This window comes from Streptomyces thermolilacinus SPC6 (assembly GCF_000478605.2).
Lineage (GTDB): Bacteria > Actinomycetota > Actinomycetes > Streptomycetales > Streptomycetaceae > Streptomyces > Streptomyces thermolilacinus.
Window position 1 is genome coordinate 6,358,537 of record NZ_ASHX02000001.1, and the last position, 26,448, is coordinate 6,384,984.

28 protein-coding genes and 1 pseudogene are annotated in these 26,448 nt (G+C 73.6%); 15 read left to right on the forward strand and 14 right to left on the reverse strand.

Translation table 11 applies throughout. From position 1 onward, the window contains the following. Positions 1 to 147: 147 nt before the first annotated feature. Positions 148 to 405, reverse strand: a complete 258-nt coding sequence (locus J116_RS27620; RefSeq protein WP_023590331.1) for an EF-hand domain-containing protein — start codon at positions 403 to 405, stop codon at positions 148 to 150. 364 nt (positions 406 to 769) lie between these two features. On the opposite strand from J116_RS27620, the gene cpt reads away from it, so the two are divergent. Further along, positions 770 to 1,291 (forward strand): chloramphenicol phosphotransferase CPT, encoded by a 522-nt coding sequence (gene cpt / locus J116_RS27625; RefSeq protein WP_037948503.1) that lies wholly within the window; start codon positions 770 to 772, stop codon positions 1,289 to 1,291. Between the two features lie 181 nt (positions 1,292 to 1,472). Here the strand turns inward: cpt and J116_RS27630 are convergent, their stop codons facing one another. From J116_RS27630 to J116_RS27640, 3 genes are all read right to left on the reverse strand, one after another. Continuing rightward, entirely contained in the window at positions 1,473 to 2,102 is a 630-nt protein-coding gene (locus tag J116_RS27630; RefSeq protein ID WP_023590334.1) for an MBL fold metallo-hydrolase, read from the reverse strand. Beyond that, complete coding sequence (locus J116_RS27635; RefSeq protein ID WP_023590335.1) at positions 2,102 to 3,187, reverse strand: S-(hydroxymethyl)mycothiol dehydrogenase; 1,086 nt, start codon at positions 3,185 to 3,187, stop codon at positions 2,102 to 2,104. Before J116_RS27635 ends, J116_RS27630 begins: the two co-directional genes overlap by 1 nt. A 492-nt stretch (positions 3,188 to 3,679) precedes the next feature. After that, positions 3,680 to 4,843, reverse strand: coding sequence for a S8 family peptidase (locus tag J116_RS27640; RefSeq protein WP_023590336.1), 1,164 nt, complete (start codon positions 4,841 to 4,843; stop codon positions 3,680 to 3,682). A 444-nt stretch (positions 4,844 to 5,287) separates the two neighbouring features. Between J116_RS27640 and J116_RS27645 the strand changes: the two genes are divergently transcribed. From J116_RS27645 to J116_RS27665, 4 genes are all read left to right on the forward strand, one after another. After that, on the forward strand, positions 5,288 to 6,379 hold the full coding sequence (locus J116_RS27645; protein WP_079147951.1) for a helix-turn-helix transcriptional regulator: 1,092 nt from the start codon (positions 5,288 to 5,290) through the stop codon (positions 6,377 to 6,379). Between the two features lie 378 nt (positions 6,380 to 6,757). Further along, positions 6,758 to 7,162, forward strand: coding sequence for a hypothetical protein (locus J116_RS27655; protein WP_023590340.1), 405 nt, complete (start codon positions 6,758 to 6,760; stop codon positions 7,160 to 7,162). A 477-nt stretch (positions 7,163 to 7,639) separates the two neighbouring features. Then, complete coding sequence (locus J116_RS27660) at positions 7,640 to 7,843, forward strand: cold-shock protein (protein WP_028964611.1); 204 nt, start codon at positions 7,640 to 7,642, stop codon at positions 7,841 to 7,843. Positions 7,844 to 8,160: 317 nt separating this feature from the next. Next, entirely contained in the window at positions 8,161 to 8,613 is a 453-nt protein-coding gene (locus J116_RS27665) for an SRPBCC family protein (protein WP_028964612.1), read from the forward strand. 93 nt (positions 8,614 to 8,706) lie between these two features. Here the strand turns inward: J116_RS27665 and J116_RS31125 are convergent. Beyond that, a pseudogene (locus tag J116_RS31125) lies at positions 8,707 to 8,927 on the reverse strand (hypothetical protein); the annotation flags it as partial. Between the two features lie 91 nt (positions 8,928 to 9,018). Here J116_RS31125 and J116_RS27670 point away from each other — a divergent pair. From J116_RS27670 to J116_RS27680, 3 genes are all read left to right on the forward strand, one after another. Further along, positions 9,019 to 9,903, forward strand: coding sequence for an alpha/beta fold hydrolase (locus J116_RS27670; RefSeq protein WP_023590343.1), 885 nt, complete (start codon positions 9,019 to 9,021; stop codon positions 9,901 to 9,903). 28 nt (positions 9,904 to 9,931) lie between these two features. After that, positions 9,932 to 10,240 carry a hypothetical protein gene (locus J116_RS27675; protein WP_023590344.1) on the forward strand — a complete coding sequence of 103 codons (309 nt, stop codon included), beginning with the start codon at positions 9,932 to 9,934 and terminating at the stop codon, positions 10,238 to 10,240. 213 nt (positions 10,241 to 10,453) lie between these two features. After that, positions 10,454 to 11,635, forward strand: a complete 1,182-nt coding sequence (locus J116_RS27680; protein WP_023590345.1) for a phospholipase D-like domain-containing protein — start codon at positions 10,454 to 10,456, stop codon at positions 11,633 to 11,635. A gap of 4 nt (positions 11,636 to 11,639) precedes the next feature. Here J116_RS27680 and J116_RS27685 read toward each other — a convergent pair whose 3' ends face one another. Then, complete coding sequence (locus J116_RS27685; RefSeq protein WP_023590346.1) at positions 11,640 to 12,491, reverse strand: RNA polymerase sigma factor SigF; 852 nt, start codon at positions 12,489 to 12,491, stop codon at positions 11,640 to 11,642. A gap of 313 nt (positions 12,492 to 12,804) precedes the next feature. Between J116_RS27685 and J116_RS29275 the strand changes: the two genes are divergently transcribed. Further along, positions 12,805 to 14,379 (forward strand): arsenate reductase/protein-tyrosine-phosphatase family protein, encoded by a 1,575-nt coding sequence (locus J116_RS29275; RefSeq protein WP_051203646.1) that lies wholly within the window; start codon positions 12,805 to 12,807, stop codon positions 14,377 to 14,379. An 82-nt stretch (positions 14,380 to 14,461) separates the two neighbouring features. Here J116_RS29275 and J116_RS27695 read toward each other — a convergent pair whose 3' ends face one another. Then, positions 14,462 to 14,884: a DUF6003 family protein gene (locus J116_RS27695; protein ID WP_023590347.1), complete on the reverse strand. Its 423-nt coding sequence runs from the start codon at positions 14,882 to 14,884 to the stop codon at positions 14,462 to 14,464. Positions 14,885 to 15,155: 271 nt separating this feature from the next. On the opposite strand from J116_RS27695, the gene J116_RS27700 reads away from it, so the two are divergent. Continuing rightward, positions 15,156 to 16,046: an MEDS domain-containing protein gene (locus tag J116_RS27700; RefSeq protein WP_023590348.1), complete on the forward strand. Its 891-nt coding sequence runs from the start codon at positions 15,156 to 15,158 to the stop codon at positions 16,044 to 16,046. After that, positions 16,043 to 16,990 carry a sensor histidine kinase gene (locus J116_RS27705; RefSeq protein WP_023590349.1) on the forward strand — a complete coding sequence of 316 codons (948 nt, stop codon included), beginning with the start codon at positions 16,043 to 16,045 and terminating at the stop codon, positions 16,988 to 16,990. The genes J116_RS27700 and J116_RS27705 overlap by 4 nt, the downstream gene beginning before the upstream one ends. On the opposite strand, the gene J116_RS27710 is transcribed toward J116_RS27705, so the two are convergent. Both J116_RS27710 and J116_RS27715 read right to left on the reverse strand, forming a co-directional pair. Further along, positions 16,967 to 17,824: a hypothetical protein gene (locus tag J116_RS27710; protein WP_023590350.1), complete on the reverse strand. Its 858-nt coding sequence runs from the start codon at positions 17,822 to 17,824 to the stop codon at positions 16,967 to 16,969. The two genes, J116_RS27705 and J116_RS27710, sit on opposite strands and share 24 nt — an antisense overlap. A gap of 39 nt (positions 17,825 to 17,863) precedes the next feature. Next, the gene (locus tag J116_RS27715; RefSeq protein WP_023590351.1) at positions 17,864 to 18,340 is read right to left on the reverse strand and encodes a general stress protein; all 477 of its coding nucleotides are present in this window, start codon (positions 18,338 to 18,340) and stop codon (positions 17,864 to 17,866) included. A 373-nt stretch (positions 18,341 to 18,713) separates the two neighbouring features. On the opposite strand from J116_RS27715, the gene J116_RS27720 reads away from it, so the two are divergent. Beyond that, positions 18,714 to 20,912, forward strand: coding sequence for a SpoIIE family protein phosphatase (locus J116_RS27720; protein ID WP_079147953.1), 2,199 nt, complete (start codon positions 18,714 to 18,716; stop codon positions 20,910 to 20,912). Between the two features lie 18 nt (positions 20,913 to 20,930). Here the strand turns inward: J116_RS27720 and J116_RS27725 are convergent, their stop codons facing one another. Continuing rightward, on the reverse strand, positions 20,931 to 21,308 hold the full coding sequence (locus J116_RS27725) for an STAS domain-containing protein (RefSeq protein WP_028964613.1): 378 nt from the start codon (positions 21,306 to 21,308) through the stop codon (positions 20,931 to 20,933). Positions 21,309 to 21,468: 160 nt separating this feature from the next. Here J116_RS27725 and J116_RS27730 point away from each other — a divergent pair, with 160 nt between their 5' ends. Next, entirely contained in the window at positions 21,469 to 21,942 is a 474-nt protein-coding gene (locus J116_RS27730; RefSeq protein ID WP_028964614.1) for an ATP-binding protein, read from the forward strand. Between the two features lie 109 nt (positions 21,943 to 22,051). On the opposite strand, the gene J116_RS27735 is transcribed toward J116_RS27730, so the two are convergent. Next, a complete protein-coding gene (locus J116_RS27735) occupies positions 22,052 to 22,300 on the reverse strand; it encodes a DUF5133 domain-containing protein (RefSeq protein WP_023590355.1) in 249 nt (82 codons plus the stop codon). Positions 22,301 to 22,670: 370 nt separating this feature from the next. Between J116_RS27735 and J116_RS27740 the strand changes: the two genes are divergently transcribed. Next, complete coding sequence (locus tag J116_RS27740) at positions 22,671 to 23,042, forward strand: hypothetical protein (RefSeq protein ID WP_023590356.1); 372 nt, start codon at positions 22,671 to 22,673, stop codon at positions 23,040 to 23,042. 90 nt (positions 23,043 to 23,132) lie between these two features. Here J116_RS27740 and J116_RS27745 read toward each other — a convergent pair whose 3' ends face one another. Then, on the reverse strand, positions 23,133 to 23,540 hold the full coding sequence (locus J116_RS27745; RefSeq protein WP_023590357.1) for a hypothetical protein: 408 nt from the start codon (positions 23,538 to 23,540) through the stop codon (positions 23,133 to 23,135). Between the two features lie 200 nt (positions 23,541 to 23,740). Between J116_RS27745 and J116_RS27750 the strand changes: the two genes are divergently transcribed. Beyond that, a complete protein-coding gene (locus J116_RS27750; RefSeq protein WP_235617394.1) occupies positions 23,741 to 24,694 on the forward strand; it encodes a DUF4253 domain-containing protein in 954 nt (317 codons plus the stop codon). On the opposite strand, the gene J116_RS27755 is transcribed toward J116_RS27750, so the two are convergent. Further along, positions 24,616 to 25,356 carry a 3-keto-5-aminohexanoate cleavage protein gene (locus J116_RS27755; RefSeq protein WP_023590358.1) on the reverse strand — a complete coding sequence of 247 codons (741 nt, stop codon included), beginning with the start codon at positions 25,354 to 25,356 and terminating at the stop codon, positions 24,616 to 24,618. The two genes, J116_RS27750 and J116_RS27755, sit on opposite strands and share 79 nt — an antisense overlap. Before the next feature lie 150 nt (positions 25,357 to 25,506). Then, positions 25,507 to 26,415: a helix-turn-helix domain-containing protein gene (locus J116_RS27760; RefSeq protein WP_023590359.1), complete on the reverse strand. Its 909-nt coding sequence runs from the start codon at positions 26,413 to 26,415 to the stop codon at positions 25,507 to 25,509. Positions 26,416 to 26,448: the final 33 nt, after the last annotated feature.

The window sequence follows — 26,448 nt, forward strand, 5'->3', positions numbered from 1 at the left end:
GCAGTATAGGAGCGCACTCGTTTGCGATCCTTACCTGCTGAGTGGCCGCGCCCATCCGCCTGCCGGACCTGCCCCGGCGATGGCGCCCCCCGCCGGGGCGCCTCGCCGGAACGCTGCGGCGTGACTCCGTTCCCGGCCGGGTGCCGCTCAGGTCCAGCCGAACCGGCGATCCACGACTGCCGCGAACTCCTCCAGCGTCAGCACCGCGTCCCCGTTCTGGTCGGCGCTGTCGAACAGCGCGGAGGACGCGTCGGTGTCGCCCAGCCCCCAGAACGGCAGATCGCCGGCCGCGGCGAGGGACGGCCCCTTCGTCCGCAGGGCGATGATCACCTCTTCGCGGGTCAGCGTCCCGTCGTTGTCGAGGTCCAGCGCCTCGAACAGCTTCCGGGCCTTGTCACTGGTCACGTCGGTCTTGTCCCCTTCGTCCGCCGTTGGGTCTGCCACGCTCGCGCGGGAAGACGCGTCCCGCCCCGCGCGGGTTGCCTCGCACAGGCTGCCCCTGTGCCGCCGTGCCCAAGCCCGCCGGATGCCGCGGGCGAGGCCGACCGCCGGGTGGGGCGGCCGCCACCACGGAGTGGACGAGGAGACGCTGCTCTGCGTTCGGTGTGGCGCGGGAGGCCGGGGACGGGGTGATCATTGGACTCCGGGTCGTGTCACGCGGCGTCCTCGAGGCGGCGGAGGCCCCGGGCGCCGGCGATGGAGCGGTGGGCACCGAAATTCGCTTCGTGACGTGTGGGAAGCGCCTTAGGGTGGCGCGGTGACGACTCAGATGATCATTCTCAACGGTGGTTCCAGCTCGGGGAAGTCCGGGATCGTACGGTGCCTGCAAGCCGTACTGCCGGAGCCGTGGCTGGCGTTCGGATGCGACTCGTTCGTCGACGCCATGCCCGCGAGGATGCAGGCGTCGGACGGGGGAATCGTGTTCGCCGAGGATGGCGCCGTGAGCGTCGGAGCGGAGTTCCGGGCGCTGGAGGCGGCCTGGGCGCAGGGCATCGCGGCGATGGCCCGTGCGGGCGCCAGGATCGTCATCGACGACGTCTTCCTCGGCGGAGCGGCGTCCCAGCAGCGGTGGCGGGAGGCCCTGGGCGATCTGAACGTGCTGTGGGTCGGCGTCCGGTGCGAGAGCACGGTCGCCGCGGGCCGTGAGATCGCGCGAGGCGACCGCATCCAGGGGATGGCCGCGTCGCAGGCGGAGGCGGTGCACCAAGGGGTGGTGTACGACGTGGAGGTGGACACGACGCACACCGAGGCCCTGGTGTGCGCGCGAACCATCGCCGCCCACGTCAGCTGATCGCCGGTTCGGCTCAGGACTGGGGCACCCGACTGTTCGAGTCGGGCGCGGCAGCCGCCTGTCCGTGAGGACGGGCCGGAGGCCACGTGCATCCGCCGGCGGCTGCCGCGCGGAAGCCCGGAGCCCACCGGCCCGTCCTCACCGCCGGTGGCCGATGTGGTGGTCGGCCGCCGGGTGTCGGTCAGTGCCCCCGCTTGATCCATTCGTCGAGCTGGGGAGCCTCGGCACCGATCGTGGTCGTGTCACCGTGTCCCGTACGCACGACGGTCTCCGGCGGCAGGGTGAGCAGCCGGTCGCGGATCGAGTCGATGATCGTCGGGAAGTGGGAGAAGGAGCGCCCGGTGGCGCCCGGCCCACCCGCGAAGAGGGTGTCACCCGTGAACACGGTGCCCAACTCGGATGCGTAGAGGCTGACCGCGCCGGGGGCGTGGCCAGGGGTGTGCAGGACGGTGAGGCCGGTCCCCGCGATGGTGAGTTCCTGACCGTCGGCCAGCTCGCCGTCCGGGTGGCGGCCGGGGTGGGTCAGCTTCCACAGCGGCAGGTCGTCCCGGTGCAGCAGAATCGGGGCACCGGTCGCGTCGGCGAGCGCGGGGGCGGCATTGACGTGGTCGTCGTGGGCGTGGGTGCAGACGACGGCCCGCAGCGCCCGGCCGCCGAGGGCGGCCAGAATGGCGTCGGCGTCGTGCGCGGCGTCGATCACGATGGCCTCGGCGTCGTCCCCGACGATCCACACGTTGTTGTCCACGTCCCAGGTGCCGCCGTCCAGCGAGAACGTGCCGGTGGTGACGAGGTGCTCCACGCGCGCGGCCATCAGAGGATCACCACCGAGCGCAGGACGTCACCCTCGTGCATCCGGGCGAAGGCCTTCTCGGCGTCGTCGAGTCCGATCGTCTCGGTGACGAACGCGCCCAGGTCGATGCGGCCCTGCTGGTGCAGGTCGATGAGCATTGGGAAGTCACGCGACGGCAGGCAGTCGCCGTACCAGGACGACTTGAGAGCGCCGCCGCGCCCGAAGACGTCGAGGAGCGGGAGCTCCAGCTTCATCTCGGGGGTCGGCACGCCGACCAAAACGACCGTGCCCGCCAGGTCGCGGGCGTAGAACGCCTGCCGGTACGTCTCCGGGTGCCCGACCGCTTCGATCACGACGTCGGCGCCGAACCCGCCCGTCAGCTCGCGGATCGCCTCGACGGGGTCGGAGGTGCGGCTGTTGACGGTGTGGGTGGCGCCCATCGAGCGGGCGGTCTCCAGCTTCCGGTCGTCGATGTCCACCGCGATGATGCGGGCGGCGCCCGCGAGGCGCGACCCCACGACCGCCGCGTCGCCGACGCCGCCGCAGCCGATGACGGCGACCGTGTCGCCCCGGCCGACCTTGCCGGTGTTGATCGCAGCGCCGATGCCGGCCATCACGCCGCAGCCGAGCAGCCCGGCGACGGCGGGCGCGACGGACGGGTCCACCTTGGTGCACTGGCCGGCCGCGACCAGCGTCTTCTCGGCGAAGGCCCCGATACCGAGCGCCGCCGACAGTTCGGTGCCGTCCTCCAGCGTCATCTTCTGCGTGGCGTTGTGGGTGTCGAAGCAGTACCAGGGCCGGCCGCGACGGCATGCCCGGCACTTGCCGCAGACGGCCCGCCAATTCAAGATCACGAAGTCGCCCGGGGCGACATCGGTGACGTCCGGTCCTACGGACTCCACCACTCCCGCCGCCTCATGGCCGAGGAGGAAGGGGAAGTCGTCGTTGATACCGCCCTGCTTGTAGTGGAGGTCGGTGTGGCAGACGCCGCAGGCCTGCACCTTCACCACCGCTTCGCCGGGGCCGGGGTCCGGGACGATGATCGTCTCGACCCGCACGGGCTCGTTCTTCCCCGGGGCCACGACCCCTCGGACCTGCTGTGCCATCGCGGCGTATCCCTTCCTTGGTACGGGTGTACGACACCACTATCGCGCTCGGGGAGCGCGCCTGGGGAATCCTTACGTCCGCAGCGGCTCCCCGACGCGCGAGACACCCGCCTCGGGTTCCTTCCGGACGGCGGCGCGCCGCCATGTGAAGTACGGGGTGCAACACGATTGCCCGGCGTGGTGTTTCTCAAGATGTAAGGGCAGGCCCTGAACGGGGGAATCGCATGAGGACACGTCTGGATGACCGGACCGAGGCCGTCGGCTCGACGCTCATCGGTCAGATGGGGCCGGGGTCGGGGTCGAGCGGGGAGCCGCCGCCTTCCGTGCCGTATACGACGGCGGTCGAACCGGCCGCGCGGACGGGCCCGTCCGCCGCTGTCGCCGGAATACGCCCGGGCCCGGTCAGCGGCACACTGACCGGGCCCGGACGTCCGGCGCGGACCTCTGCTCACGCGGGGGTGCCCGTCAGGGACGCGCCACGTGGGCGGGGCTTCAGAGAGTCGACTTGAACAGCAGGCGGTTCGGGGTGCCGCTGATGTTGCCGCCGATGACGTTCGCGGTGCTGTTGCCGATCAGCCAGTTGTTGACGGTCGCGCTGGACGCGTCGCCGTAGGCCGACTTGTAGAGGGCTGCCACACCGGCGACGTGCGGCGACGCCATCGAGGTGCCGCTCATCGTGGTGGAGCCGCCGCCGACGCGGGCGGAGCTGATGTTGACGCCCGGCGCGTACAGGTCGGTGCAGCTGCCGAAGTTGCTGAAGCCGGCCTTGCGGTCCGAGGAGTCCGACGCGGCGACGGTGATGGTGCCGGACGCGCTGGCGGGGGACACGTTGCACGCGTTCTGGTTCTCGTTGCCAGCGGCGACGGCCAGGTGGACGCCGGAGTTGGCCAGGGCGGTCGCGGCGTTGTTCAGGGCCGCGGAGTAGCCGCCGCCCAGCGACGCGTTGGCCACGGCGGGCTTGACGGCGTTCTGACGGACCCAGTCGAAGCCCGCGATGATGCCGGAGAACGAACCGGAGCCCTGGCAGTCGAGCACGCGCACACCGCGCAGCTGGACACCCTTGGCCACACCGTAGGTGGCGCCGCCGACGGTGCCCGCGACATGCGTGCCGTGACCGTTGCAGTCCTGGCCGTTGCCGCCGAACGCGTCGAACACGTTGCGGGCGCGGCCGCCGAAGTCGGCGTGGCCCGTCGCGATGCCCGTGTCGATGATGTACGCCGTCACACCCGTGCCGTTGCGGTTGTACGTGTACAGGCCGTCGCGGCCGCTGCGCTGGTCTATGCGGTCCAGGCCCCACGGGGCGTTGGTCTGCGTGGCCGTGGCGGTGACCTTCTGGTCCTCCTCGATGGACAGGACGCGGGAGTCGCGCCGCAGCTCCTCGAGCTGGGCGGGGCTGAGGTCCGCGGCGAAGCCGTTGAGGACGTTGCGGTACAGGTGCCGAGTCTTGACCGACTCGGTCTTGGCGAGACCGGCGGCGTCGGCACCGGCCTTGAGGGTCACGATGTAGCGGCCCTTGATCTCCTGCGCGGCGGGCGCCTCCGCCACCTTCAACAGCGGGGCGGGCGCCGGCTCGGCCGCGGTGGCGGCGGAGGCGAGAGTGGGGGAGAGGGCCATGGGGACGGCCAGGACGAGGGCACCGATGTGACTTCTGCGCATGGGTAAGCGAACACCTCATCGTGAGTCCGGCCGGACCACAGACCCGGCCGGGTGTGGGGGAGCGCGCCACCACGCCGTACGGGCACCAGCGGTGACCGGGCGACTGGGGATGGGCGGCGTGCGGGGGGTTGAACAGCGCGGTACGGCGGCGGACGCCGTGACGGCTGTCGTGCGGTACGGCATCGGAACGGGCCGATGGAGGACCCGTTCCCGCCGGTCTCCCGTTCTTCATGACGGGCGCCCGACGCGCGCCGGGGCCAGGGGCCGCGGGTCGGGATCTCCGCCCGGCGGTCCGAGGTGATTTCCCGGCGCGGCGTTGAACATAGCGACGGCCATGACGAGTTGACCACGGCCGAATCAGGCATGACCGCCATCGGACACGAGGGTGAAGGGAAGGTGGCCGGCCATGGCCAAAGATCGAGCGAGCGTCTTATGGTCCTGTCCATGTCATCGAAGATCCCCCACCGGCCGCCCGCGGGGGCACCCGGAGCACCGCCCCGCGCGCCGGAGGCGGACCGGGGTGAGCCCGACGAGCAGAGCCGCGACCTGGCCATGGGTCGTGCCGCCTACGAGGCGCTCGTCCAGCGGATGGCGCGACCTCAGGAGACGGGCGCCGCTGACGCGCGGGAGCCCTTGGCCGAGGACACGGAATCGCTGCCGGAGGACGTACGGCGCTGGCTCGCCGACCGGGGCCTGCTCGACGGGGAGCACCAGCGGGTGCGTTCACCCCAGCGGGCCCTGCACGAGCTGGTGGCCGAGCACCGGTCACGGATCGACCGGTGCCGCGAGGAGCTTCACCGCGGCCTGGAGGCCGTGGACGACGTGCTCAGGCTGCTTCCGGACATGGCGCCCACCCGTTGGGACATTGTTGAAGCCGAGTTCTTCGACGACCGCACCCGGCTGCGCCAGCGGCTCGACGATCTGGACGTGCTCTGCCAGGAACAGGTGCTGTGCATGCGCACCAGCTTCCCGGGGAGGGAGGTGCTGGAAGCCGGTGTGGAGTCCGACGTGCGGCTGCTGGAACGCGGCATCGACCTGCGGCTCCTGGTGACCGCGCGGGCCCTGCGGCGCACCGGCGTCGGTCACTACCTCTCCGTCCTGATGGACCACGGTGCCCAGGTGCGGGTCGCCGCGACCGTACCGCTCCACCTGAACGTCTTCGACCGGGCCGTCACCGTCATGGCCGTCGGCACAGCCGATGGACACGCCGAGGCCTCCGGCGACGTCATCCTGCACAGCACGCGGCTCGCCGAGTCCTTCGTCCGTGTCTTCGAACACCACTGGGCCACCGGCCACCCGGCGGCCTCCACGGTCAGGCGCCCCGGAACGGGCGGCGCGCCAGAGGACTACTCGCCGAGGGAGCGCGAAGTCCTCGCCCTCCTCGCCGCCGGGGCGAAGGACGAGGCGATCGCCCGCCGACTGGGCTGCTCCGAACGCACCCTGCGCCGCCTGCTGACCGCCCTGGTCGCCAAGCTGGGCGCCGACAGCCGCTTCGCGGCGGGCGTCCAGGCGGTCCGGCTGGGCCTCATCGACTGAATCGCCCGGGGCCCGGGCCCGGGGGCCCATGGGCAATGGGCAGGAGGCGGCGCACGAGTGGCGGCCGTCGTCTCGTCACCAGGAGCACGAGCAGGACCATGGGCAGAGAGCAGGAGCAGGCCCAGGGCCGTGCGCAGGACGTTCTGACGACGGGGAGCAGCGCCGGGGCCTCGGTGCGGTCGCGTCCCCGTACGGGCGCGAGGCGGGAACCGAGGCTCGAAAGCCCTGCGGGCGTGGGCGCGGTGTGCACGAGCCGCCGTCCGGGCGGAAGCTACGGCCTCCTCGCGGGTGAGCGGGCGGGGCGGCGGCAGGGGCGGCTTCTTCAAGCCGTCTTCGGCGAAACGGTTTTCGCGGCCCTCGACGGGTTACGCGCTGTCCATGAGTGAAACGGACAAGAACCAGAGCAAGGGCACGACGACGAGCGCGGGCGGCTCGGCGAACGGGAAGGCCGGTTCCGCCACCGGTTCGGCCGCGAAGTCGGCCGGGCGTACGGCGCGTTCCGCCGCCGACCGCGTGCGGGAGACCGGCGAGAAGGCCGCGGGCAAGGCCGGTGAGAAGGCGACGGGCACGCTGGCGGTGTCCACCCAGGTGCTCACCTCCACGGTCAACGGCGTCTGGCGCAAGGCCGCGGTACCGGCGCTGGGCCTCCTCAAGGCCAACCCGGTCACCGCGGGCGGCGTCGCCGCGGCGGCGGCCGTGGCGGTCGGCGCCTACGCCGGTGGGCGCAGGTCCGTCCGCCGCGCCCACGGCCCCGTCACCCGGCTCACCGGCGGCCGCCTCTGATCGGCCCGGCGGCACACCCCGTACGGGGTGCCCGCACCACTGAGCCCCCCAGCCCGCGCCGGGGGGCTCCGGGCTGCTCGGACTCACCCGGACGGGTCATCACGCGCCCCGTGCGACGCTCTTGTTGCGGCCCGCCCGGGCGCACGCCGGGCGGGCCCGTCGGTTCCGGTCGGGGACACGCCTGTTCGGGCTCGTCACGGCGGCTCGGGAAGCGCACGGCGGGTGAGGTGACACGCGGCCGGGGTACGGCGGCGGGTTGTCCGCCGGTGGGTGGTTTCGGGGCGACGCCAACAAGCGGGGGGCAGTTGCTCTCTGGTGATGAGCGTTTTCGCGGTGTAGCGTCATTGGCAGATGTCGTGGTTCGCAGTTCCTGCCCACGCTGAGGCGTGGGCTTCTTGCTGTGCAGTGCCTGAGAACCAGGGCGATCACCTCCGGGCCCGCGCGGTGTGGGCCCGATATCGACTGAGAGGCATGAGCATGGCCAGCGGAACCGTGAAGTGGTTCAACTCCGAAAAGGGCTTCGGCTTCATCGCGCAGGACGGCGGCGGTCCGGATGTCTTCGCGCACTACTCCAACATCAACGCCTCGGGTTACCGCGAGCTCCAGGAGGGCCAGGCGGTGACCTTCGACATCACGCAGGGCCAGAAGGGCCCGCAGGCGGAGAACATCACCCCCGCCTGATCCGCCGAACAGGCGAACGCCGGGGCCTCCGGGAGCACACGCTCCGGGGGCCCTGGCCCGTTCCGGCAACTGGCCGCCCGGGACCCCGCCGGGGCTCCGACCGCCTCTGCCGCCACCGCGACCCCCGACCGCCACCGTCAGACCGCGGTCCCAACCGCCACCGCCACCCTCGCCGCCTCAGCCGCGTTCGCCCGTCTCCAACGCCGCCCGCACGTGGTGGTCATGGCTTTCCGGGACGGGGGTACACGACCGTCTCCGGTAAGCGGAGCGCGCGGCTCCCGAGATTGGGCCGCGCCGACGAGGAGGAGGACTTCCCCATGTCGCAGGTCGAGGAATCCGTCACGGTGGACGTTCCGGTCCGCACCGCGTACGACCAGTGGACCCAGTTCGAGACGTTCCCCCAGTTCATGGAGGGCGTGGAACGGATCGAACAGCGCACCGACACGCTCACCCACTGGACGACCAACGTGAACGGGGTGAGCAGGTCCTTCGACGCCAGGATCACCGAGCAGATCCCCGACGAGCGCGTTGCCTGGACGACCGTGGACGGCGAGGCCAGGCAGGCCGGGGTCGTCACTTTCCACCGCATCGACGACTCCACCACCAAGGTCATGCTCCAGATGGACTTCGAGCCCGATGGCGTGGCGGAGACCGTCGGCGACAAGCTGGGCTTCGTCAAGCGGCAGGTCCGCGGCGACCTGGAGCGGTTCAAGTCCTTCATCGAGAGCCGGGGTACGGAAACCGGCGCCTGGCGCGGCGAGGTCGTCTGACGAGCCGCCCCACCGCCCTCGTACCGGCCGCCGGGGGTACGAGGGCGGTGACCGGCCCATGACCACGCCGTCGGCCGCGGTGTGGTCAGGACCCCGCCCGCGGTTGCGGGGGTGCTGCCGGGCCCGGCGTTCGTTGCCGAACTTGTACGCGCCCGTCCAGCGGGCCATCACCAGCTGGGCGTCGCCCGACTCAACCTCGGCCAGGAAGCGTGCGGCGCGCCGGCCGCGCAGCGCGGCGGGGGAGCGCTGGTGATGGGCGATCAGGATCGTGCCGTCGGCACGCCGGACGTAGGAGAACCCTCGGGTCGTGGCATGCGGGGGATCGTACGCAGCGCGCACGGCACGGAAGTAGTGCTTTTCCGGGACCGGCCCAGGCGGGAGCGGCGGCCGTACACGAGGAGCGACATGTTCGACGGCTTCACACTGGCCAGTCGCGAGGGCGACGGGGCGACGCTGCGCGTCAGGTTCGGCGGCAGCGGCCCGGCGGTGCTGCTTCTGCACGGCCATCCGCGCACGCACGCGACGTGGCACCGCGTTGCCCCGCTCCTGGCCGCCGCGGGCCGTACGGTGGTCTGCCCCGACCTGCGCGGCTACGGCCGGTCGTCCAAACCCCCGACCGACGCGGACCACCGCCCGTACTCCAAACGCGCCATGGCGGCGGACTGCCTGGCCGTGATGCGCGGGCTCGGGCACGAGCGCTTCGCCGTCGTCGGTCACGACCGGGGCGCGTACGTCGCCACCCGCCTCGCCCTGGACCATCCGCGGGCCGTCTCCGCGCTGAGCGTGCTCGACGCCGTGCCCATCGGTGAGGCGCTGCGGCGCTGCGACGCGACGTTCGCCGCGAGCTGGTGGCACTGGTTCTTCCTCGGACAGAGCGCCAAGCCCGCCGAGCGGGTCATCAACGCCGACCCGGACGCCTGGTACCAGGGCACCCCTCAGCAGATGGGCGCCGCGGCGTACGAGGACTACCGTCGCGCCATCCACGATCCGGCCACCGTGCACGCCATGTGCGAGGACTACCGGGCCGGGCTCGGCATCGACCGCGCGCACGACGACGCCGACCGCCGGGCCGGGCGGCGCGTCACCTGCCCCGTGCAAGTCCTGTGGGCCACCCGCGACGACATGGCCGACCTCTACGGCGAGGTGCTGGGCGTGTGGCGCGACTGGGCGGGGGCCCGGCTGGAAGGCGGCCCGATCGAATCCGGCCACCACATCGCGGAGGACGCTCCCGAGGCCCTCGTCCGGGCCCTTACCGGGTTCTGGGGGACCGGAGGGGTACGGCCGACGTGACGGGCGAGCCGCGGGGTACGCGAACCGTATGGCACCGAAGAAGTACGCGGTCGCGGCCTCCGGGCGGTGGACCGAAGAGGAGGACGGGCTGCGGCGCAGGCTCCCCGCCGGCGAGGTCCACGCCTGGGAGCCCGGCCGGAACGAGACCGTCTGCGGGCTTTCCCTCAGCCGGTCCCAGCTGACACGCTTTCCTCATGTGACCTGGACGGACGCGCTCCCCGACTCCGGAGGCGCCGCCGACCGGGTCCAGCGCCTGTGCCCCCGCTGCGCGTCGGCCGCCGGACGCCGCGGCGGCGACGCGCGCCCCCGGTGGCAGCGTACGAACCCCCGCCCCTGACGGCGCCGACAGTACGGGGCGGCTGTCCGCCGAGCGGACGGCACCGCCCCCCGACAGCACCGACCGCCCGCGCCGACCAGCCCGCGCCCGGATCACACTGCCCGCGCCCAGCGGGCCCCGCTCCTCGAGGAGCGTCACCAGCACCACAGACGCCGGAAGCCCCCAAGCACCGCACGCACCCCAAGCCCAGCCCACGTCACCGAAAGGCGCCAGATGACCACCGACAGCCCCACCGCCGGCCACGAACGCGAGCAGCGGCTCAGACGGCGACTGGAACGGCTCATCGGCGTGGCCGCCACCGAGGGGAACGAACTCGTGGCGCTGCGCAACGGTGACGAGATCTTCCCCGCCATGCTGGACACCATCCGCGCCGCCCGGCACACCATCGACATGATGACGTTCGTGTACTGGCGCGGCCAGATCGCCCGGGACTTCGCGGCCGCGCTCGCCGACCGGGCACGCGCCGGGGTCCGCGTACGGCTGCTCCTCGACGGGTTCGGCGCCCGGCGGATAGAGACGGACCTCCTCGACGACATGGACGCGGCCGGCGTGCAGGTCGCCTGGTTCCGCAAGCCGGTGTGGCTGTCCCCGTTCAAGCAGAACCACCGCTGCCACCGCAAGGCGCTCATCGTGGACGAGCACACGGCGTTCACCGGTGGCGTCGGCATCGCCGAGGAGTGGTGCGGCGACGCCCGGAACCCCGCCGAGTGGCGCGACACGCACGTGCGGGTCCGCGGCCCGGCCGTGGACGGCGTCGCCGCCGCGTTCGCGCAGAACTGGGCCGAGTGCCACGACGAGCTGTACGACGAGCGCGACCGCTTCACCGAGCACGCCCAGCACGGCACGTCCGTCGTCCAGGTCGTCCGCGGCTCCGCGAGCATCGGCTGGCAGGACATGCAGACGCTCATCCGCGTCATGCTGACCTCGGCGGAGGAGCGCTTCCGCCTCGCCACCGCCTACTTCGCGCCCGACAGGTACTTCGTCGACCTGCTCCGCGACACGGCGCGGCGGGGCGTACGGGTGGAGATCCTGCTGCCCGGCCCGTACACCGACCAACGCGCGTCCCTGCTCGCCGGGCAAGCCTACTACCGCGACCTGCTGGAGGCCGGGGTGGACATCTGGCAGTACCAGCCGACCATGATGCACGCCAAGATCATCACCGTGGACCGGGTGGCGTCGCTCATCGGCTCCACGAACTTCAACCGCCGCTCCATGGACCACGACGAGGAGGTCATGCTCGCCGTGCTCGACCGGGAGTTCACCGCCACCCTCGACGCGCACTACGACGAGGACATCGCCCGCAGCACGGCCATCGACCTGTCCCGCTGGAAACACCGCGCCGCCCCCCAGCGTCTGCGGGAGGCGGCGGTCGCTCCGTTCCGGAGGTTCCTGTAGCGGCTCAGCGGGTGGTCAGCATGCCCTCGCGCAGCCGCTTCAGAGTTCGCGAGAGCAGACGCGACACATGCATCTGCGAGCAGCCCAGCTGCTCACCGATCTGCGCCTGCGTGAGCTCCTCCACGAACCGGAGGTGCAAGATGCGCCGGTCGCGATCGTCCAATTGCGCGATCAGCGGCGCCAGCGACTGGAAGTCCTCCACCAGCGCCATCGCCGGGTCCTCGGTGCCGATGAAGTCGGCCAGCGCGGTCTCGCCGGTCTCGTCGCCGCTGATGGCGGCGTCGAGGGACGACGAGTTGTAGCCGTTCGACGCGAGCCGCGCCTCGATGACCTCCTCCTCCGAGAGGTTCATCAGCTCCGCCAGCTCCCGGACGGTCGGCGTACGGCCCAGTCGGCTGCGCAGCTCCTCGGTCGCCCGGGCCAGCTCCACGCGCGCCTCCTGGAGGCGCCGCGGGACGTGGACGGCCCACGACGTGTCCCGGAAGAACCGCTTGATCTCGCCCACGATGTACGGGACGGCGAACGTGGTGAACTCCACCTCGCGGGAGAGCTCGAACCGGTCGATCGCCTTGATCAGGCCGATCATGCCCACCTGGACGATGTCGTCCATCTCGTCGCCGCGGCTGCGGAACCGGCCCGCCGCGTACCGGACGAGGGACATGTTCATCTCGATCAGCGTGTTGCGGGCGTACTGGTACTCGTGCGTGCCCTCCTCCAGCACCGCGAGCTGCTCCAGGAACAGCTTCGTCAGCGCGCGGGCGTCCTTCGGGGGGACGTTCCGGGGGTCCTCCACCTCCGGCAGCGTGGCGATACCGCTGTTGGCCCTCGTCATCGTGTCGGTCGTCGCCACCGTCATCGTCCCTCCTCATCCGCGGATACTGCACGACCCTGCGGGGTCGATATGGCGCGCCTACCCAGTCGTCTCACCCTCATGCCCCCCAATTTCGCACGCGGGGGAGAATGCCTGCTGTCCGGCCCCCAGCCCCCGGCCTCCCGCCCCCGGCGCGGGGCGCGCGGTGCGGGGCGCGAGAGTGGCGCAGGCGGTTGGGCGGCGCACGCGGTGCACACGCGGTCGCTCCCACCTTCCGAGCGGGCCGTGCCTCCGTGCGACCTCGGTCCCGGCGCCGAGCGGCTTGTGGACTTCCGGAACGGCCGGTCACGCTGAGGAAATGGCGTGGCTGGCACTCGGATACTTCGCCTCCTACATCCCGTACGTCATGCTCCTCAAGATCCTCGTCCACACGATGTCCGACGCGGTGGGCGGCCCGGTGGACGGAATGGTCGTCCTTCCGGCGGCCGCCCTCGGGCAGCTCGCAGTGATGCCCGTGTTCCTCCTGGTCAGCGGATGGTGGCGGTACGCGCTGCGACCCCCGGAACCCGGACCGCGGCCTCCGGCACCAGGCCGACCACGGCCTCCCGCGCAAGGTTCGCGGCCCCGCGACCCGGGCCCGCGAGGCGCCGCGTCCACGTACCGGCGGGAAATCCTTGCCGGATTATCGGCGTCGCTCATCATCGGCACGACGACCCTGAGCTTCACCTTCTCCGGTACGTCTGTGCTCTTCGTCCTGCTGCTCATGCGCGGGGGAGTGCTGGTGATGTCCCCACTGATGGACAAGGCGCGGGGCCGGCACGTTCCGCGCTCGGCCTGGGCCGCGCTGGCCTTCAGCCTGGCCGCCGTACTCGTGGCCATAGGCGGGGTACGCGACTACCGCCTGGCGATGCCGTCGCTGCTGTGCCTGTGCGTGTACCTCGTCGGCTACACCGCGCGCTTCGACCTGATGAGCCGCGTCGCCAAGGCGGGCGTGGCCGGTACCGACCGCCGGTACTTCACCGTCGAGCACGCCACCGCCCCGGTCTGCCTGGTGCTGCTGCTCGGCGCCGGGGCCCTGGCGGGGCAGCCGGGACTCCGTACGGGGTTCACCGACTTCCTTGCGACGCCCACCGCCTGGGCGGCGGCGGGGGTGGGCGTGGCGTACGAGGTGCTGTTCGTGTTCGGGACGCTGATCTACCTGGACCGCCGCGCCTTCACCTGGTGCGTGCCCGCGAACCGGTGCGCGAGCCTCATGTCGGGCCTGGTCGCCGCGTACGCCCTGCACCATCTGGCGGGGCTGCCCCTGCCGACGGACGCGGAGCTGCTGGCGCTGGTCATGGTCGTCGCGGCCGTGGCGGCGCTCTCCGCCCCGGCACTCGCCCAGCGGCGCGGGCCAGCCGCCCACCGGCGCCGGGTGGTGTTCGTCTGCGGCGGCAACACCTCCCGCTCACCGCTCGCCGAGTACATCGCCCGCCACGAGGCGGCGGGCAGGGGCGGCCACGCGCCGCGCTTCACCAGTGCCGGGATCGACGTGGAGGCCACCGCGCGGCGGCACCGCGCCCGGATGTCGCCGCACGCGCGGGCCGCGCTCCGCGAACTGGGCGTCCGCCCCGGATGGCGGCACCCCCGCTACCACCGGGCCCGGCCGCTCACCCCGGATCTGTGCCGGGGCGGCGCGGTCGTGTACTGCATGACGGGCGCCCAGCGCGAAGCCGTCCTCGCGCTCGCACCCGAGGCGACGGCACGCGTGCACTGCCTCGATCCGCGCGGCGACATCCCCAACCCGGCGGGGCAGCCCGCCGACGCCCACCTGGAGTGCGCCCGGCGCATCCGGCAGGCCGTACGCGCCCGGTTCCCGTACCCGCCCGGCAACGGCGGCTCCGACCCGCCCGGCGACGGCGGCCCGCACCCCGGCACCGCCCCCGCCGGGTGACCCACCGACGGCCCCGGCACCAGCGGCCCGAGGGCATCACCGGCAGCCGCCGACGGCTCACCGGCACGCCCCGGCAGGTCAGTCACCGGGCGGCGGCCGCCACGGTCGCCGGGTCCTCACCGGTGAGCTCCACGATCCGCTCCAGCGGCACACCGGCCGCCAGCGCCTGACCGAGCAGCGCGTCACGTCCGTCCGCGCACTCCCGGTAGGCCAGCAGCCGCTCCTCGACGCGCGCCCGGGACTCCGGGGCGCCGTGGTGGCGCAGTCGGCTCAGCTCCTCGTCGCTCAGCGGGACCGGCAGCCGTTCCGCGTCCTGCGCGATGGCCGCCGTCTCCTCCGGCGGTACGAGGCGCAGCCGCGGCGACGTCACGGTGACCCCGTGCGCGTCGAGCCACGCCCGTACGGCCGGGGTCTCCAGAAAGGCCAGGTCGCCCAGGGAGGTCGGCGGCACCCCGAGCGGCGTCGCCGTGTCGTCCGTCAGGAACAAGTACGCGTCATCGGTCACCTGCGACTCCTTCGCGGCAGTGGTGGACGGCGGTCGGACGCCGTTTACCCCGACGCGCCCGGTTCATCGCCGCCGTCAGGGCGAATACGGCGTACGTCCCGCCCCGTTCCCACACCCGCACCAGCCGCCCCACCAGCCTCTCCGCACCACCCGCGCCGGTCTCCGGGGACCCGGCCCCGGGAGGCGGGCGTGGGGGAACGCCCGCCCGGTCAGTACGATGAGGGCAGCGTGGTCGGGCCGGACCACCAAGTGGTCTGGGAGGCGGACAGTCGTGACAGCGGACGCGACCTCCCGCCTTCCCGGGACGGCGGCGCGGACGGCGCCGGGTCACCACGCGAGCGTGGTGTACGCGGACGACGACACATGGGCCGGACACCTCACCGCGTTCGTCCGCACCGGACTCGCCGAAGGCGCCCGCATCTGGTACTTCGCCGACACGACCGCGCCCGAACACGTCCTGCGCACCCTCACGGACCGGGACATCGACGCCGCCTCCGCCGTACGGCGCGGACAGCTCATGGTGACCACCGCCGAGGAGACGTACCTGTCCGGCCGCTGCTTCGACCCGGACGTGCTGATCCCGCTGTGGCACGAAGCCGTCGGGGCGGCTCTCGCGGCCGGATACCGCCGTCTGCACACGATCGGCGAGATGGCCTGGGCCGCCCGTGGCGCCGCGGGCGCGGACCGCCTCCTGGAGTACGAACTGCGCGCCCACCACGAGGTGTTCGACCGGCTGCCGCTCACCGCCTGGTGCCTCTACGACCGCCGGCTGATGCCCCCGGACGACCTCGCCGTCCTGGCGGAAGCCCACCCCGCCCGGCTCGGCACCGCCCTCCCGGCCGACGCCCCCGCGACCTGCCTGCGCGTCGGACCGCTCAACGACCGGCCCGGCTTCCGGCTGTCCGGATCGGCCGGGTACGAGAGCCGCCGCGTCACCGCGTCCGTCGCGGCCGCCCTGGCCGCCTCGGCCACGGACCGCGTCACCCTGGACCTGGGCGGCCTGAGGCACCTCGACACGGACACCCTGGTCGCCCTCGCCGGCGCGGCGGCGCGCCGCCCGTCCGCCACCCCCCTTCACGTGACCGGGGCTCCGCTGTCCGCCGAGCGGATTCTCGGCCTGTTCCCCGAGCTCCGCACCGCTCTGGAGGTCGTGGCCCGATGACCGCACTGACACGGCACCGGCCCGAGCCCGCCCCCGGGGGTGTCTTCCACCACCCCGCCCTGTTCTACGGGACCGACGAGGAGTACCTCGCGGGCGTGGGCGGCTTCATCGGCGAGGGCGCGGCCGACGGTGCCCCGCTGCTCGTCGCCGTGCCCGGCCCGCGCCTGGACCTGCTGCGCGACACGTACCGGGCGCAGGAAGGAATCACCTGGGTGGACATGCGGGACGCGGGCCGCAACCCGGGCCGCATCCTGTCCATGCTCCAGGAGTTCGCCGACCGGGCCGGGGACCGGGCCCCGGCCATCGTCGGCGAGCCGATCTGGGTCGGGCGCACCCCCGCCGAGACCCGGGAGGCCACCCGCCACGAAGCGCTGATCAACCTCGCCTTCGCCCACCGGCACGCGACGATCCTGTGCCCCTACGACACGGCGCTGCCCGGCGACGTACTGACGCAGGCCCGCCGCACGCACCCCGTCGTGGGCGACGCGGACGCCTACCGGCCCAGCCCCGAGCACACCGACGCCCACGAGGTGGCCCGCGACTGCGACACCCCGCTGCCGGAGCCCGACGACCCGATCGTCATGCCCTACGGCACCGAGGACCTGGCGCGCGTGCGGGACACGACCGACCAGTGGGCCGAGGCGGCCGGCATGTCCGCGCAGCGCCGCACCGACCTGCTGCTGGCCGTCACCGAGGCGACCAGCAACTCCGTACGGCACGGCGGCGGGCGCGGCACGCTGCGGCTGTGGCGCACCGCCGACGCCCTAGTCGCCGAGACCAGCGACGGCGGCCGGTTCACCGACCCCCTCGTCGGGCGGCGGCGCCCCGACCCGTTCTCGCCCCACGGCGGACGCGGCGTGTGGATGATGCACCAGCTCGCCGACCTGGTCGAGATCCGGGCATCCGCCCAGGGCCTGGTCCTACGCCTCCACATGGCCGTCTGACCCGCCCCGGCGCCCCGCACCCGGGGGAGCGGCGGCGCCCCGGGCACGCCGCGACCCCGCGTACGCCGCCTCACGCCACCGGCGCAGCCGGGGGCCCGGCGCCAGGTCGGGCAGGCACGCGCCGTACGGGTCGAAGGCGAGCGGCCCGGTCCCGGTCCCGCGGCTCCCCTCGACCGGCCCCGTCCCGGCGGGGGACGCACCAGTCGCGGTGAGCGGCCCGGTCCCGGCGGGGGACGCTCCGGTCACGGTGAGCAGCCCGAACGGCCGCCACGGTTCGTGCGGCGCCGCCGCGCACAGGCGGAAGACGGCCGGCGGCCGCTCGGCGAGGGCGCGCGCCAGGTCCGGCAGCGACACCGGAAGCCCACGCCCGTGGCCCCCGTCGCCCGCCGGTATCGCGGCGATGACCCGGTCGCGGTCCGGGAAGCGGTACGAGGTCAGCGTCGAGTACGCGCCGCCGACGGCGTCCGTGCGGAGGACGGGCAGGTGCCGGGTGACGCGGCCCGTACCGCTGGACGTCAGCAGCAGGTCGAACGGCCGACCGGACCCCGCCCCGTCGATGACCCGCAGCGCCAGCCCGAGCGCGTCGGGCAGCGGCGACGGCAGGCCCGCCGCACGCGACCAGCGCACGGTCACGCCGTACCGCCCGGCCCGGTCGAGGAACGCCACGCCCCAGGGCCGGCCGGCCTGCGGCAGCACCTCCAGGGTGGCCTCCAGGACCAGACCGGCCGGATGGAAGGCCCGTGCTCCCCGCAGCCGGGCCAGCGCGGCGCCCGCGGCCCGGACGAGCCTCAGCAGCCCGCCCATCCCCGCCCTGTCGATACCGGACCCGTTCATACCAGTCCCTTTCATACCGGCCTCCACCGGCGTGGAGGATCAGGAATCCCGCCGGACCTGCTGCACCAGCAGGTGCTCGGCCTGGTGCGCCCACTGCGCGTCCGCGACGACGTCGTAGCGGACGGCCTCGATACGGCTGCGGGACGTGAAGTCCCGCCGCCCGGCGGTGACGGCGTGGCTGCCGAAGCCGAAGACGGCCCCGAACACCGCGCCGTACAGCACACCGCTGACGACCAGCACCACGACATGGTGCGGCCCGCTCGTGAACAGCGACAGCAGCAGCCCGACGAACAGCCCGAACCAGGCGCCCGTCGCGGCGCCCCCGGCAGCCGCCCGCGCGCGGGTCATCCGGCCGAGCACCGTCTCCACCATCCGCAGGTCACAGCCGATGATCGCCGTGTGCTCCACCGGGAAGCCGTTGTCGGAGAGGAAGTCCACCGCGCGCTGGGCGCCCTCGTAGGTGGGGTACGAACCGATCACCGGGCGGTTGACCGCCGCCGTCGTCTGCTGGGGCATCGAGAAGATCCTTCCGTGACGGGTCATGCCGGTGGGCGGGGCGGCTCGCTGTCCCGGCCCCCGGCGCGGGCGCCTGCCGTTTCGGCACGACGATGGGTGACCACCCGTGTTCCCGCAGCACCAGCCGCGAACCTCCCCCCACCCGTTCCTGGAGGCCGCGGCCTCCCGGGAGCCGCCTCGCCCAGGCCGCGGCGCCGCGCGGCCACCGCACCCGGACCCGTCGACGGCCCGCCCGCACCGGCCCTCGGTCCCCACGGCGTGCGCCCGCCATCCGCTGGGCGTAACGTCCCGGTATGGGTGAGGTGCGGACGGGTGCGGGCCCGCGGTGGCCGCCACCGGGCGGACCCGCGTCGACGAGCCCGGGGAGCCGGCCGTGAACGGCGCCGACCTGCCCCGGGCGGCCAGGGACCTCGACGCGGAGCTCGCCGAGACGATGCGCCGCACCGGTGCGACCGTGGGTGCCTTCTACCTGCTGCTCCCTGACCGCGACCTGCTCCAGCTGGCCGTGGTCGGCGGTGTGCCCTCCGACATCGCCGCCCCCTGGTCACGGGTCGCGCTGGCCTCCCCGGCGCCGGTGTCCGACGCCGTGCGGCAGCGGCGGATGGTGTGGGTCGGCGACCACGCGGAGATGACGCGCCGCTACCCCCGCTCGGCGCTGGCCCTGCCGTACCCGCTGGCGCTCGCGGCCGTCCCGGTCGACGGGAAACGCCTCTGGGGCGTCCTGCTGCTGATGTGGCCCGGCAGCCATCCGCCCCGCACGACCCGCCGCGAGCGCTCCAACCTCGCCTCCAGCAGCCGACGGCTCGCCCGGCTGCTCGACGAGGCAGCCGACGCGGGCCACCCCCTGGCCGCGCCGGACACCCCACGGGTCCTGGGCGCCGGGGACATCCGCCGTTCCGCCGACCCGCAGCCCGCCATGGCCGCCGCCGACTTCGCCGAGCGGCTGCCCGAGGGCGGCTGCGCCCTCGACCTCCAGGGCCGCGTCACCTACGTCACCAGCAAGGGCGCCGCCCTGCTCGGCGCGGAACCGCAGGCGCTGCTCGGCACCTTCCCGTGGCAGTCGCTGCCGTGGCTCGGCGACCCGGTGTACGAGGACCGCTACCGCGCCGCCATCATCAGCCGCCGCCCCGTGGCGTTCACCGCCTGCCGCCCGCCCGACCGCTGGCTGGACTTCCGGCTCTACCCCGACGCGAGCGGCGTCAGCGTCCGCGTCACGCCCGCCGGAGGCCGCGGCCGCGGCACGTGGCCCCCGGAACCCGACCGGCAGGGCTCCGGCGCACCCGCCCGGGTCGGCCAGCTGTACCAGCTCCTGCACCTGGCCGCCGCCCTCACCGAAACCGTCGGCGTGCAGGACGTCGTGGACCTGATCGCGGACCAGATCATGCCCGCGTTCGGAGCGCAGGGCCTCGTCCTGTCCACCGCCGAGTCCGGCAGGCTGCGCATCACCGGTTCGCGCGGCTACCCCCCGGAGGCCATCGAACGCCTCGACGGGCTGCCGCTCGACACCCGCTTCACCCCGGCCGGCCAGGCACTGACCACCGGCGTGCCGTCCTTCTTCAGCCACCCCGAGGAGATGGCGCGGATCTACCCGGAGGCGCCCCACATCAGCGGCAAGCAGGCATGGGCGTTCCTGCCCCTGATCGTCTCCGGACGCCCGGTCGGCATCTGCGTCCTCACCTACGACCGGCCCCACGCCTTCCCCGCCGAGGAACGCGCCGTCCTCACCTCACTGGCCGGCCTGATCGCCCAGGCGCTCGACCGGGCCCGGCTCTACGACGCCAAACACCAGCTCGCCCACGGCCTCCAGCAGGCGCTGCTGCCGCACCGGCTGCCGACCGCCCCGGGCCTGCGCGTCGCCGCCCGCTACCTCCCGGCCACCCGGGGCATGGACATCGGCGGCGACTTCTACGACATGGTGCGCATCGACGAGACGAGGGTCGCCGCGGTCATCGGGGACGTCCAGGGCCACAACGTCGCCGCCGCGGCGCTGATGGGCCAGGTCCGCACCGCCGTCCACACCCACGCCACGGCGGACGCGGCCCCCGACGAGGTCCTCGCCCGCACCAACCGGCTCCTGGTGGACCTCGACCCCGGCCTGTTCACCACCTGCCTGTACGCCGACCTCGACCTGGAGCACGGCCGCGCACGGCTGGTCAGCGCCGGCCACCCGCCGCCGCTGCTGCGCCACGCCGACGGCCGGGCCCTGCGCCTCGACGTGCCGCCGGGTCCGGTGCTGGGGGTCGACGCGGACGCCGCGTACCCGGTGACCGAGCTGGACCTGCCCCTCGACGCGGTGCTGATCCTGTACACGGACGGGCTGGTCGAGAAGGCCGGCACGGACATCGAGCACGCCATCGACCACCTGGCGGGACGCCTCGCCACCTGGAGCGCCGAGGACCCCGAACGGCTGCTGGAGCTCCTCCTGGACCACGCGGGGCCGGCGGAGCGGCGTACCGACGACATCGCCCTGCTGCTGGTCCAGCGCGTCCGGCGCGCACCGGACACCCGAGAAGCCCCCGAGACGCCGAAGGCCCCCGCCCCGCCGGGAGACCCGGACGGGGCGGGGGAGTAGACGTACGGGAGCAGGGGGTCAGGCGGCGAGGGCCTGGCTCAGTGTGGGGCGGCAGTCGATCACGGTGTCGAGGCCGACCAGCTGCAGGGTGCGCAGCACGTGCTCGGTGGGGGCCGCCAGCCGCAGCCAGCCGCCCGACGCGGACAGGGCGTGGTGCGCGGCGATGAAGACGTTGATGCCGCTCGAGTCCATGAAGGTCACCCGGTCCAGGTCCACCACGGTCCGGGCCGTCGTGGGCCCGGCCACCGCCAGAGCCTCCTGGAGCCGGTCACCGGTGTGGAAGTCGATCTCCCCGGCGAGCGTCAGCACGCGGATACCGTCCGTGACGGTGGAGGTGATCGAGAGCCGCTCCGGCGGTTCGCTCTGCCCGGGGTCCGCCATTCTTCCTTCAGCCATGCAGGTGATGGTGGCACACTCATGCCCCGGTCCGCGGCCCCCACCCCTCCGGTTTCAGGTCGCACGCCGGTGTGACGGAGGCGACATGTACGTCGGGGGCGTGAGTCGGGGGGCCGTGGGTAGACGCGGGCAGTTGACCGGGGTAAGTGGAGGCGAACGGATGGAACCATCGCCCTTGGACGAGGACCACACCGTGCCGAACGCGCAGCGCATCGACACGACGGTGGCTCTGGAGGGGGACGGGGCGTGCATCGCGCGCGCCCGTGACCTGGCCGCCGAGTTCCTGGCCCGCGTACAGGCGGAGGAGGGGCTGCCGGTGTCCGAGCGGGCCGTGCACATCACGCAGCTCGTGGTGAGCGAGCTGGTGACGAACGCCTGCAAGTACGCTCCGGGACCCGTACTGATGGACCTGCGGATCACCGGCGACCTCGTCGAGGTGGCCGTGTGGGACTCCGACCCGGTGCTGCCGGTCGCCAAGGCCGCGGACGCCGGGCGGGTGGGGCAGCACGGGCTGGAGATCGTGATGGCGCTCGTGCAGGGCTTCGAGACGCAGCGCGAACCGGTCGGCAAGCGCGTCATCGCCCGCATCCCCCTGCTGGACGACGGCCGGGCCACACCGCCGTCGGCGCTCTGAACAGCGCCGAGTCCTCGGCGGTGGTGTCCAGGAGGCCGGGAGAACGACACGGAGAGGCCCCGCCACCGTGTCAGGGGGGTGGCGGGGCCGGTCGGCGGGGCGGGGGACGTCAGGCCGCGAGTTCGGCGCTGCCGGCCGCGAGCCCGGCATCGGAGGTCGTACCGGTCGGCGAGGCGAGGAGCGCGTCGGCCGTCGCCAGCGCGTCCTCGATGCGGGTGGTCCCGGTGGCGACGCACAGGGTGTACGTCACGTCCTCCAGGCGCTGTTCCAGCCCCTGCTCGCCACGGCACTGGGCGATGCGCAGGTCGGCGTAGCGAGCGAGCAGGGAACGCAGGTAATGGGGGTCGGGTATCAGCACGGCGCAGCCCTTCGTCGGTCAGCCAGTGCCGCGCGCCTACCCAGCCGCCGATCACCCATGCCTGTGAACTGGCTCGCATCCGCGAAGCGTTCCGCGGAGTCCGGTCAGCTCGGGCGGCGCGGCGGCAGGCCGGTCGTCGAAGCCCGGTACGCACGCGCCGACGTGAGGCCGGACGGCCGTGACGAGGTGCGGGCATGGTCCGGCGAGTACCCGCCCGGCAACGGCGCCGGACAGCGGGTGCCGCCCCTCGGCGGCGGGGACGTGCGGATGCGGGGCGCCGCCCCCGTATCCGCGGCGACAGCGCGAACGAGGTCTCGGTGAGCCCGCCGGCGTCCCGTATGAGGGTCCGCGCTGCGGGTAGACGGGCGGCATGCCTGAGTCAGCCGAGAACGTGCTCGCCGTGGTGGTCGAGGAAGCGATGAACGTACGGGAGGAGCTGGGTGGCGCGGTGGCGGAGGCGGTCGGAGGGACCCGCAGCGGACTGTCCGCCCTCGCGGCGGGCGGCGCCTGCGGCCTGCTCGCGGCGCTCATGGGACACGCGGCGCTCCAGGAGCGGCTGGCCCGCGCCTGGTCGCCGGAAGCCGCGGCGGCGGCGCTCGCCCTCACGTACGCCACGAGCGCCACGGCGCTCGTCACGTACGGGAAGGCGAGGCTGCGCCGGGCGCGTGCGGCGTCCCGGGAGGCCCTGGACGTGTCCCGCGACGCGGTGGCGCGGACGGCGGACGAACTGGCGCACGGCTGAGCGGCCTCCGCGACGACGCACACGGACGCCTCCCCGGGGATACCGGTGGAGGCGTCCGTCGTGTGCGTGGGGCCCGGGGCGTGCGGCAGGTCAGCGCACCCAGACGTCGATGACCGGGGTGACGGCCCGCTTCCGGCTGTCCACCAGGCGCAGCTTGTTGTGGCCCTTCATGCCGAGCATGACCCGCATGTTGTACATCGAGCGGGAGTTGGTGTTCATCGAGGCGGGCAGGCTGGTCCAGCCACGGCCGGCCACCTTCTGCTGGAGGGTGACCCGGCTGCCGGCGGGCACGCTCTTGGCGACGCCCCGGACACGGAACTGCTGCCAGGCGCGCACGGTCTTCATGGACGCGGTGGCCGAGCCTGCCGCCGGGGCCGTGGCGGCGGGCTTCTGCCGCGCCGGGGAGGGCGAGGCGACGGCGACCGCCGCACCGACCGAGCCGGCCACCACGGCCGCGGCGGCGATACCGGCACCCCAAATACGTACGGACTGACGCATGCTGTGTCTCCCAGGAGAAGAAGGGGGGAACGCTTCACCGGAAACGTAAGCGCATCAGGCGATAACCGGATAATTCGACACGACGCAAAGCGTGTGGTGTACCCCGTCCAGCCGTGCCGTCCCTCCCGCGAGGAGCGCGAGGGGGCCTGCCGCAGGCGGCGCCGAGTGGAGATGTCAGTGCCACGGGCTACGTTGCGGGCATGTCCTTCGCCCTGCCCGCCGACCTGCCTCCCGGACGCTTCGTCTCCCGCGAGGCCGTATCTGTGTGGGTATCCGACGACTTCCCGCGAGACGTCGAGGGGTTGTGGCGCCGCCTGCTCGGGGAGACGGGGGAGTCCGGCCTGGTGCCGCTCCTGTGCCGGCCCGATGTCCTGGGCACAGCGCTCGGCCCGGACCGCGTCGATGCCGTCCGCCTCGAGGAGACGCTCGCCGCGGACTTCGCCGAGTACCGCCGCAAACGGCTGCCGTTCTGGACGGACCCGACGCCCGTACCGGTACCCGAAGGGGTCGAGCCGTGGCCGCACGACCCCGGCCCGTCCTTCACCCGGTGGCCGGGTCTGGCGCCGGGGATGCCCGCCCTGCCCGGAGGCCCGACGCCCGAGGAGGCCGCGTTCAGGGTGCTGACGAGCCTCGTCGATGCGGGGCTGCCCGATCCGGACGCGTGCCGGCTCGTTCTCGTCCCGGCACGGCGCACCAGCGACGCCCTGGCGCTGCTCGGCTGGTCCTCCGAGGCGCCGCAGGCGTTGTTGTGCGCGCTCCTGAGGAGCTGGGAGGACCGCTTCGGCGCCCGCCTGGTGGCGGTGGTCGGCAGCGAGCTGCACGTCTCGGTCGCGCGGCCTCCCGTGACGGCGGAGCACACGGCCCTGCTCGCATTGGAGCACGTGCTCTCGACCGCCGACAACATCGTCGACGACCCGCCCACGCCGTTCCCCGAGTACGCCGCCGGTCTGGTGGGCCGGACCGGTGGTCGTTCTGGTGGGACTGAGGCACGCGCGTCCCCGTCCCGCCCGGCCGACGGCGACCGGCCCCGCGCGGAGAAAGCCCCGCCTCATGCTCGGCCGCACCCTGGAGCGCGTCAGGCTCTCCCGACGGCCGACGCCCGGCTGAAGGCGATGCGGACGAGAGCGGCGTTCCCGTCGACGCGGCGGCCCTGAGGGTCCGTGAGGGTGTCCTCCAGGCCGATCCGCGTCTCCAGGCCCAGGGCCAGGGCCCTGTCCAGTACGGGCCAGGTGCTCTCGTCCTCCCCGTGGAGCAGGATCGGTACGCGGGCCTGCGCCCGGGCCAGCAGCTCAAGGACCCGGTCGGCGGTCGACAGGGCCTCCGCAGGCGGGAGTCCGATCATCTCCACCAGGACGCGGAGGCACGACGCGGCGTAGGGGCCGGCGAGCAGCCGGGCGGCGTCCTCCTCCGACCACACACCCGCCTCCACCCCGACCCCCCACCCCGTCAGCACCTCGGTCAGCTTCTCGAAGCCCGGCTCGCCGACGTTGACGGAGGCGAAGTCGGGGCGGACGGTCATCGCGCCCCACGCCTCGACCGCGGCCTGCCGCGCCCCGGCGTCCCCCTCGCACATCCACAGACCCGTGGACACCCCGACCGGAAGCCCCGGGCAGGCCCGGCGGACCGCCCGTACGGCGTCCTCCACGACCGCGACGTCCAGGCTCTCCCGGCCCGCCGCGTCGCGGGGGTGCAGATGCACACTGCGGGCTCCGGCGGCCCGTGCCGCTCTCGCCTCGGCCGCCAACCGGGATGGTGTGACGGGGACTTCAGGGTGCTCATCGACGGTTCGCCCGCCGTTCAGACACGCTTGGATCACTCGACGATCCTGCCACGACGCCGTGCGTGACGAGCGACACCCGCTCGCCCTTGACGCCGGACGGCCCCGACACCGGCCCGCCTTCGATGCGCGCTCGCCCCCCAAAGAAGGGCCGCGCGTGTACCGGCAGGGGCCGGTGGCGCCGAGGGGTCAGGCGTGCGCGCGCAGGGCGGCGATCGTCCATTCGAACGCCGGGACCTGCGGCGGGGTGGGCGGACGGCCGTTGAGGATGCCCAGCAGCTGCCAGTACCGCTCGACCCGGCGATCGGTGAAGGTCGCCAGCGTGTCGGCCAGGCGGAGGCGCTCGGCGGGCGGCACGTCACCGTCGAGTACGAGACTCAGGATCTCCCCGCCCCGCGCGGACTCCGGCGGCACCCCGTCCCGCACGGCCCGGCCCGCGTGCTCCCCGACCCGCGCCGGGTCCGGCCCCCGCGGCTCGTCCGCCGGGCGCGCCCCGGCCACCGCCATCTCGCGGGTGCGCCGGCGGAAGTCCTCGTCGCCGAGGAGCCCGACCAGCTCCACCCACGCCTCCTCCTGCTCGGGCGTGGGGTCGGCGGGCAGTTGCGCGGGCAGCGTGCGCATGGCCTGGGCGATGGGGGCGCCCGGTCCGTCGGCCCCGGTGCCGTCGAAGGTCTCCCGTACGTAGGCGTCGATGACGCGCTGCCGCTCCTCGGCGGTCATGCGGGCCAGTTCGTGCATGAGTCTCATCTCCTCGGTCGTACTTCCCTGACGAGCGACGTGCCGCAGCACCGCGCGCCGTACCTGGAGCGTGCGGATCTCCGCCTCCACGGCACGCAGGTGCGCCTCGGCCACGTCCCGCACGGTGGTCTGCCCGCGCAGTACGCGCCGTACGGCGTCCAGGTCCAGGCCCAGTTCCCGCAAGGTGCGCACCAGGTCGAGACGGGCGGCGGCCGCGTTGTCGTACAGGCGGTAGCCGCCCGCCGACCGCCCGGCCGGCACGAGGACGCCGCAGTCGGACCAGAAGCGGATCGTGCGTACGGGCAGGCCGGTGCGGCGCGCCAGCTCACCGATGGTGAACAGCTCCGTGTCGTCGCTCACGGGGACAACCCTCAACCCTCCAGTCGGTGGAGA

What these genes read in the sequence shown, in the direction of transcription:
- cpt (WP_037948503.1), top strand. Translation starts at nt 770, where the DNA reads ATGATCATTCTCAACGGTGGTTCCAGCTCGGGGAAGTCCGGGATCGTA.
- J116_RS27630 (WP_023590334.1), bottom strand. Translation starts at nt 2,102, where the DNA reads ATGGCCGCGCGCGTGGAGCACCTCGTCACCACCGGCACGTTCTCGCTG.
- J116_RS27635 (WP_023590335.1), bottom strand. Translation starts at nt 3,187, where the DNA reads ATGGCACAGCAGGTCCGAGGGGTCGTGGCCCCGGGGAAGAACGAGCCC.
- J116_RS27640 (WP_023590336.1), bottom strand. Translation starts at nt 4,843, where the DNA reads ATGCGCAGAAGTCACATCGGTGCCCTCGTCCTGGCCGTCCCCATGGCC.
- J116_RS27645 (WP_079147951.1), top strand. Translation starts at nt 5,288, where the DNA reads ATGTCATCGAAGATCCCCCACCGGCCGCCCGCGGGGGCACCCGGAGCA.
- J116_RS27655 (WP_023590340.1), top strand. Translation starts at nt 6,758, where the DNA reads ATGAGTGAAACGGACAAGAACCAGAGCAAGGGCACGACGACGAGCGCG.
- J116_RS27660 (WP_028964611.1), top strand. Translation starts at nt 7,640, where the DNA reads ATGGCCAGCGGAACCGTGAAGTGGTTCAACTCCGAAAAGGGCTTCGGC.
- J116_RS27665 (WP_028964612.1), top strand. Translation starts at nt 8,161, where the DNA reads ATGTCGCAGGTCGAGGAATCCGTCACGGTGGACGTTCCGGTCCGCACC.
- J116_RS27670 (WP_023590343.1), top strand. Translation starts at nt 9,019, where the DNA reads ATGTTCGACGGCTTCACACTGGCCAGTCGCGAGGGCGACGGGGCGACG.
- J116_RS27675 (WP_023590344.1), top strand. Translation starts at nt 9,932, where the DNA reads ATGGCACCGAAGAAGTACGCGGTCGCGGCCTCCGGGCGGTGGACCGAA.
- J116_RS27680 (WP_023590345.1), top strand. Translation starts at nt 10,454, where the DNA reads ATGACCACCGACAGCCCCACCGCCGGCCACGAACGCGAGCAGCGGCTC.
- J116_RS27685 (WP_023590346.1), bottom strand. Translation starts at nt 12,491, where the DNA reads ATGACGGTGGCGACGACCGACACGATGACGAGGGCCAACAGCGGTATC.
- J116_RS29275 (WP_051203646.1), top strand. Translation starts at nt 12,805, where the DNA reads ATGGCGTGGCTGGCACTCGGATACTTCGCCTCCTACATCCCGTACGTC.
- J116_RS27705 (WP_023590349.1), top strand. Translation starts at nt 16,043, where the DNA reads ATGACCGCACTGACACGGCACCGGCCCGAGCCCGCCCCCGGGGGTGTC.
- J116_RS27710 (WP_023590350.1), bottom strand. Translation starts at nt 17,824, where the DNA reads ATGAACGGGTCCGGTATCGACAGGGCGGGGATGGGCGGGCTGCTGAGG.
- J116_RS27715 (WP_023590351.1), bottom strand. Translation starts at nt 18,340, where the DNA reads ATGCCCCAGCAGACGACGGCGGCGGTCAACCGCCCGGTGATCGGTTCG.
- J116_RS27725 (WP_028964613.1), bottom strand. Translation starts at nt 21,308, where the DNA reads ATGGCTGAAGGAAGAATGGCGGACCCCGGGCAGAGCGAACCGCCGGAG.
- J116_RS27730 (WP_028964614.1), top strand. Translation starts at nt 21,469, where the DNA reads ATGGAACCATCGCCCTTGGACGAGGACCACACCGTGCCGAACGCGCAG.
- J116_RS27740 (WP_023590356.1), top strand. Translation starts at nt 22,671, where the DNA reads ATGCCTGAGTCAGCCGAGAACGTGCTCGCCGTGGTGGTCGAGGAAGCG.
- J116_RS27745 (WP_023590357.1), bottom strand. Translation starts at nt 23,540, where the DNA reads ATGCGTCAGTCCGTACGTATTTGGGGTGCCGGTATCGCCGCCGCGGCC.
- J116_RS27750 (WP_235617394.1), top strand. Translation starts at nt 23,741, where the DNA reads ATGTCCTTCGCCCTGCCCGCCGACCTGCCTCCCGGACGCTTCGTCTCC.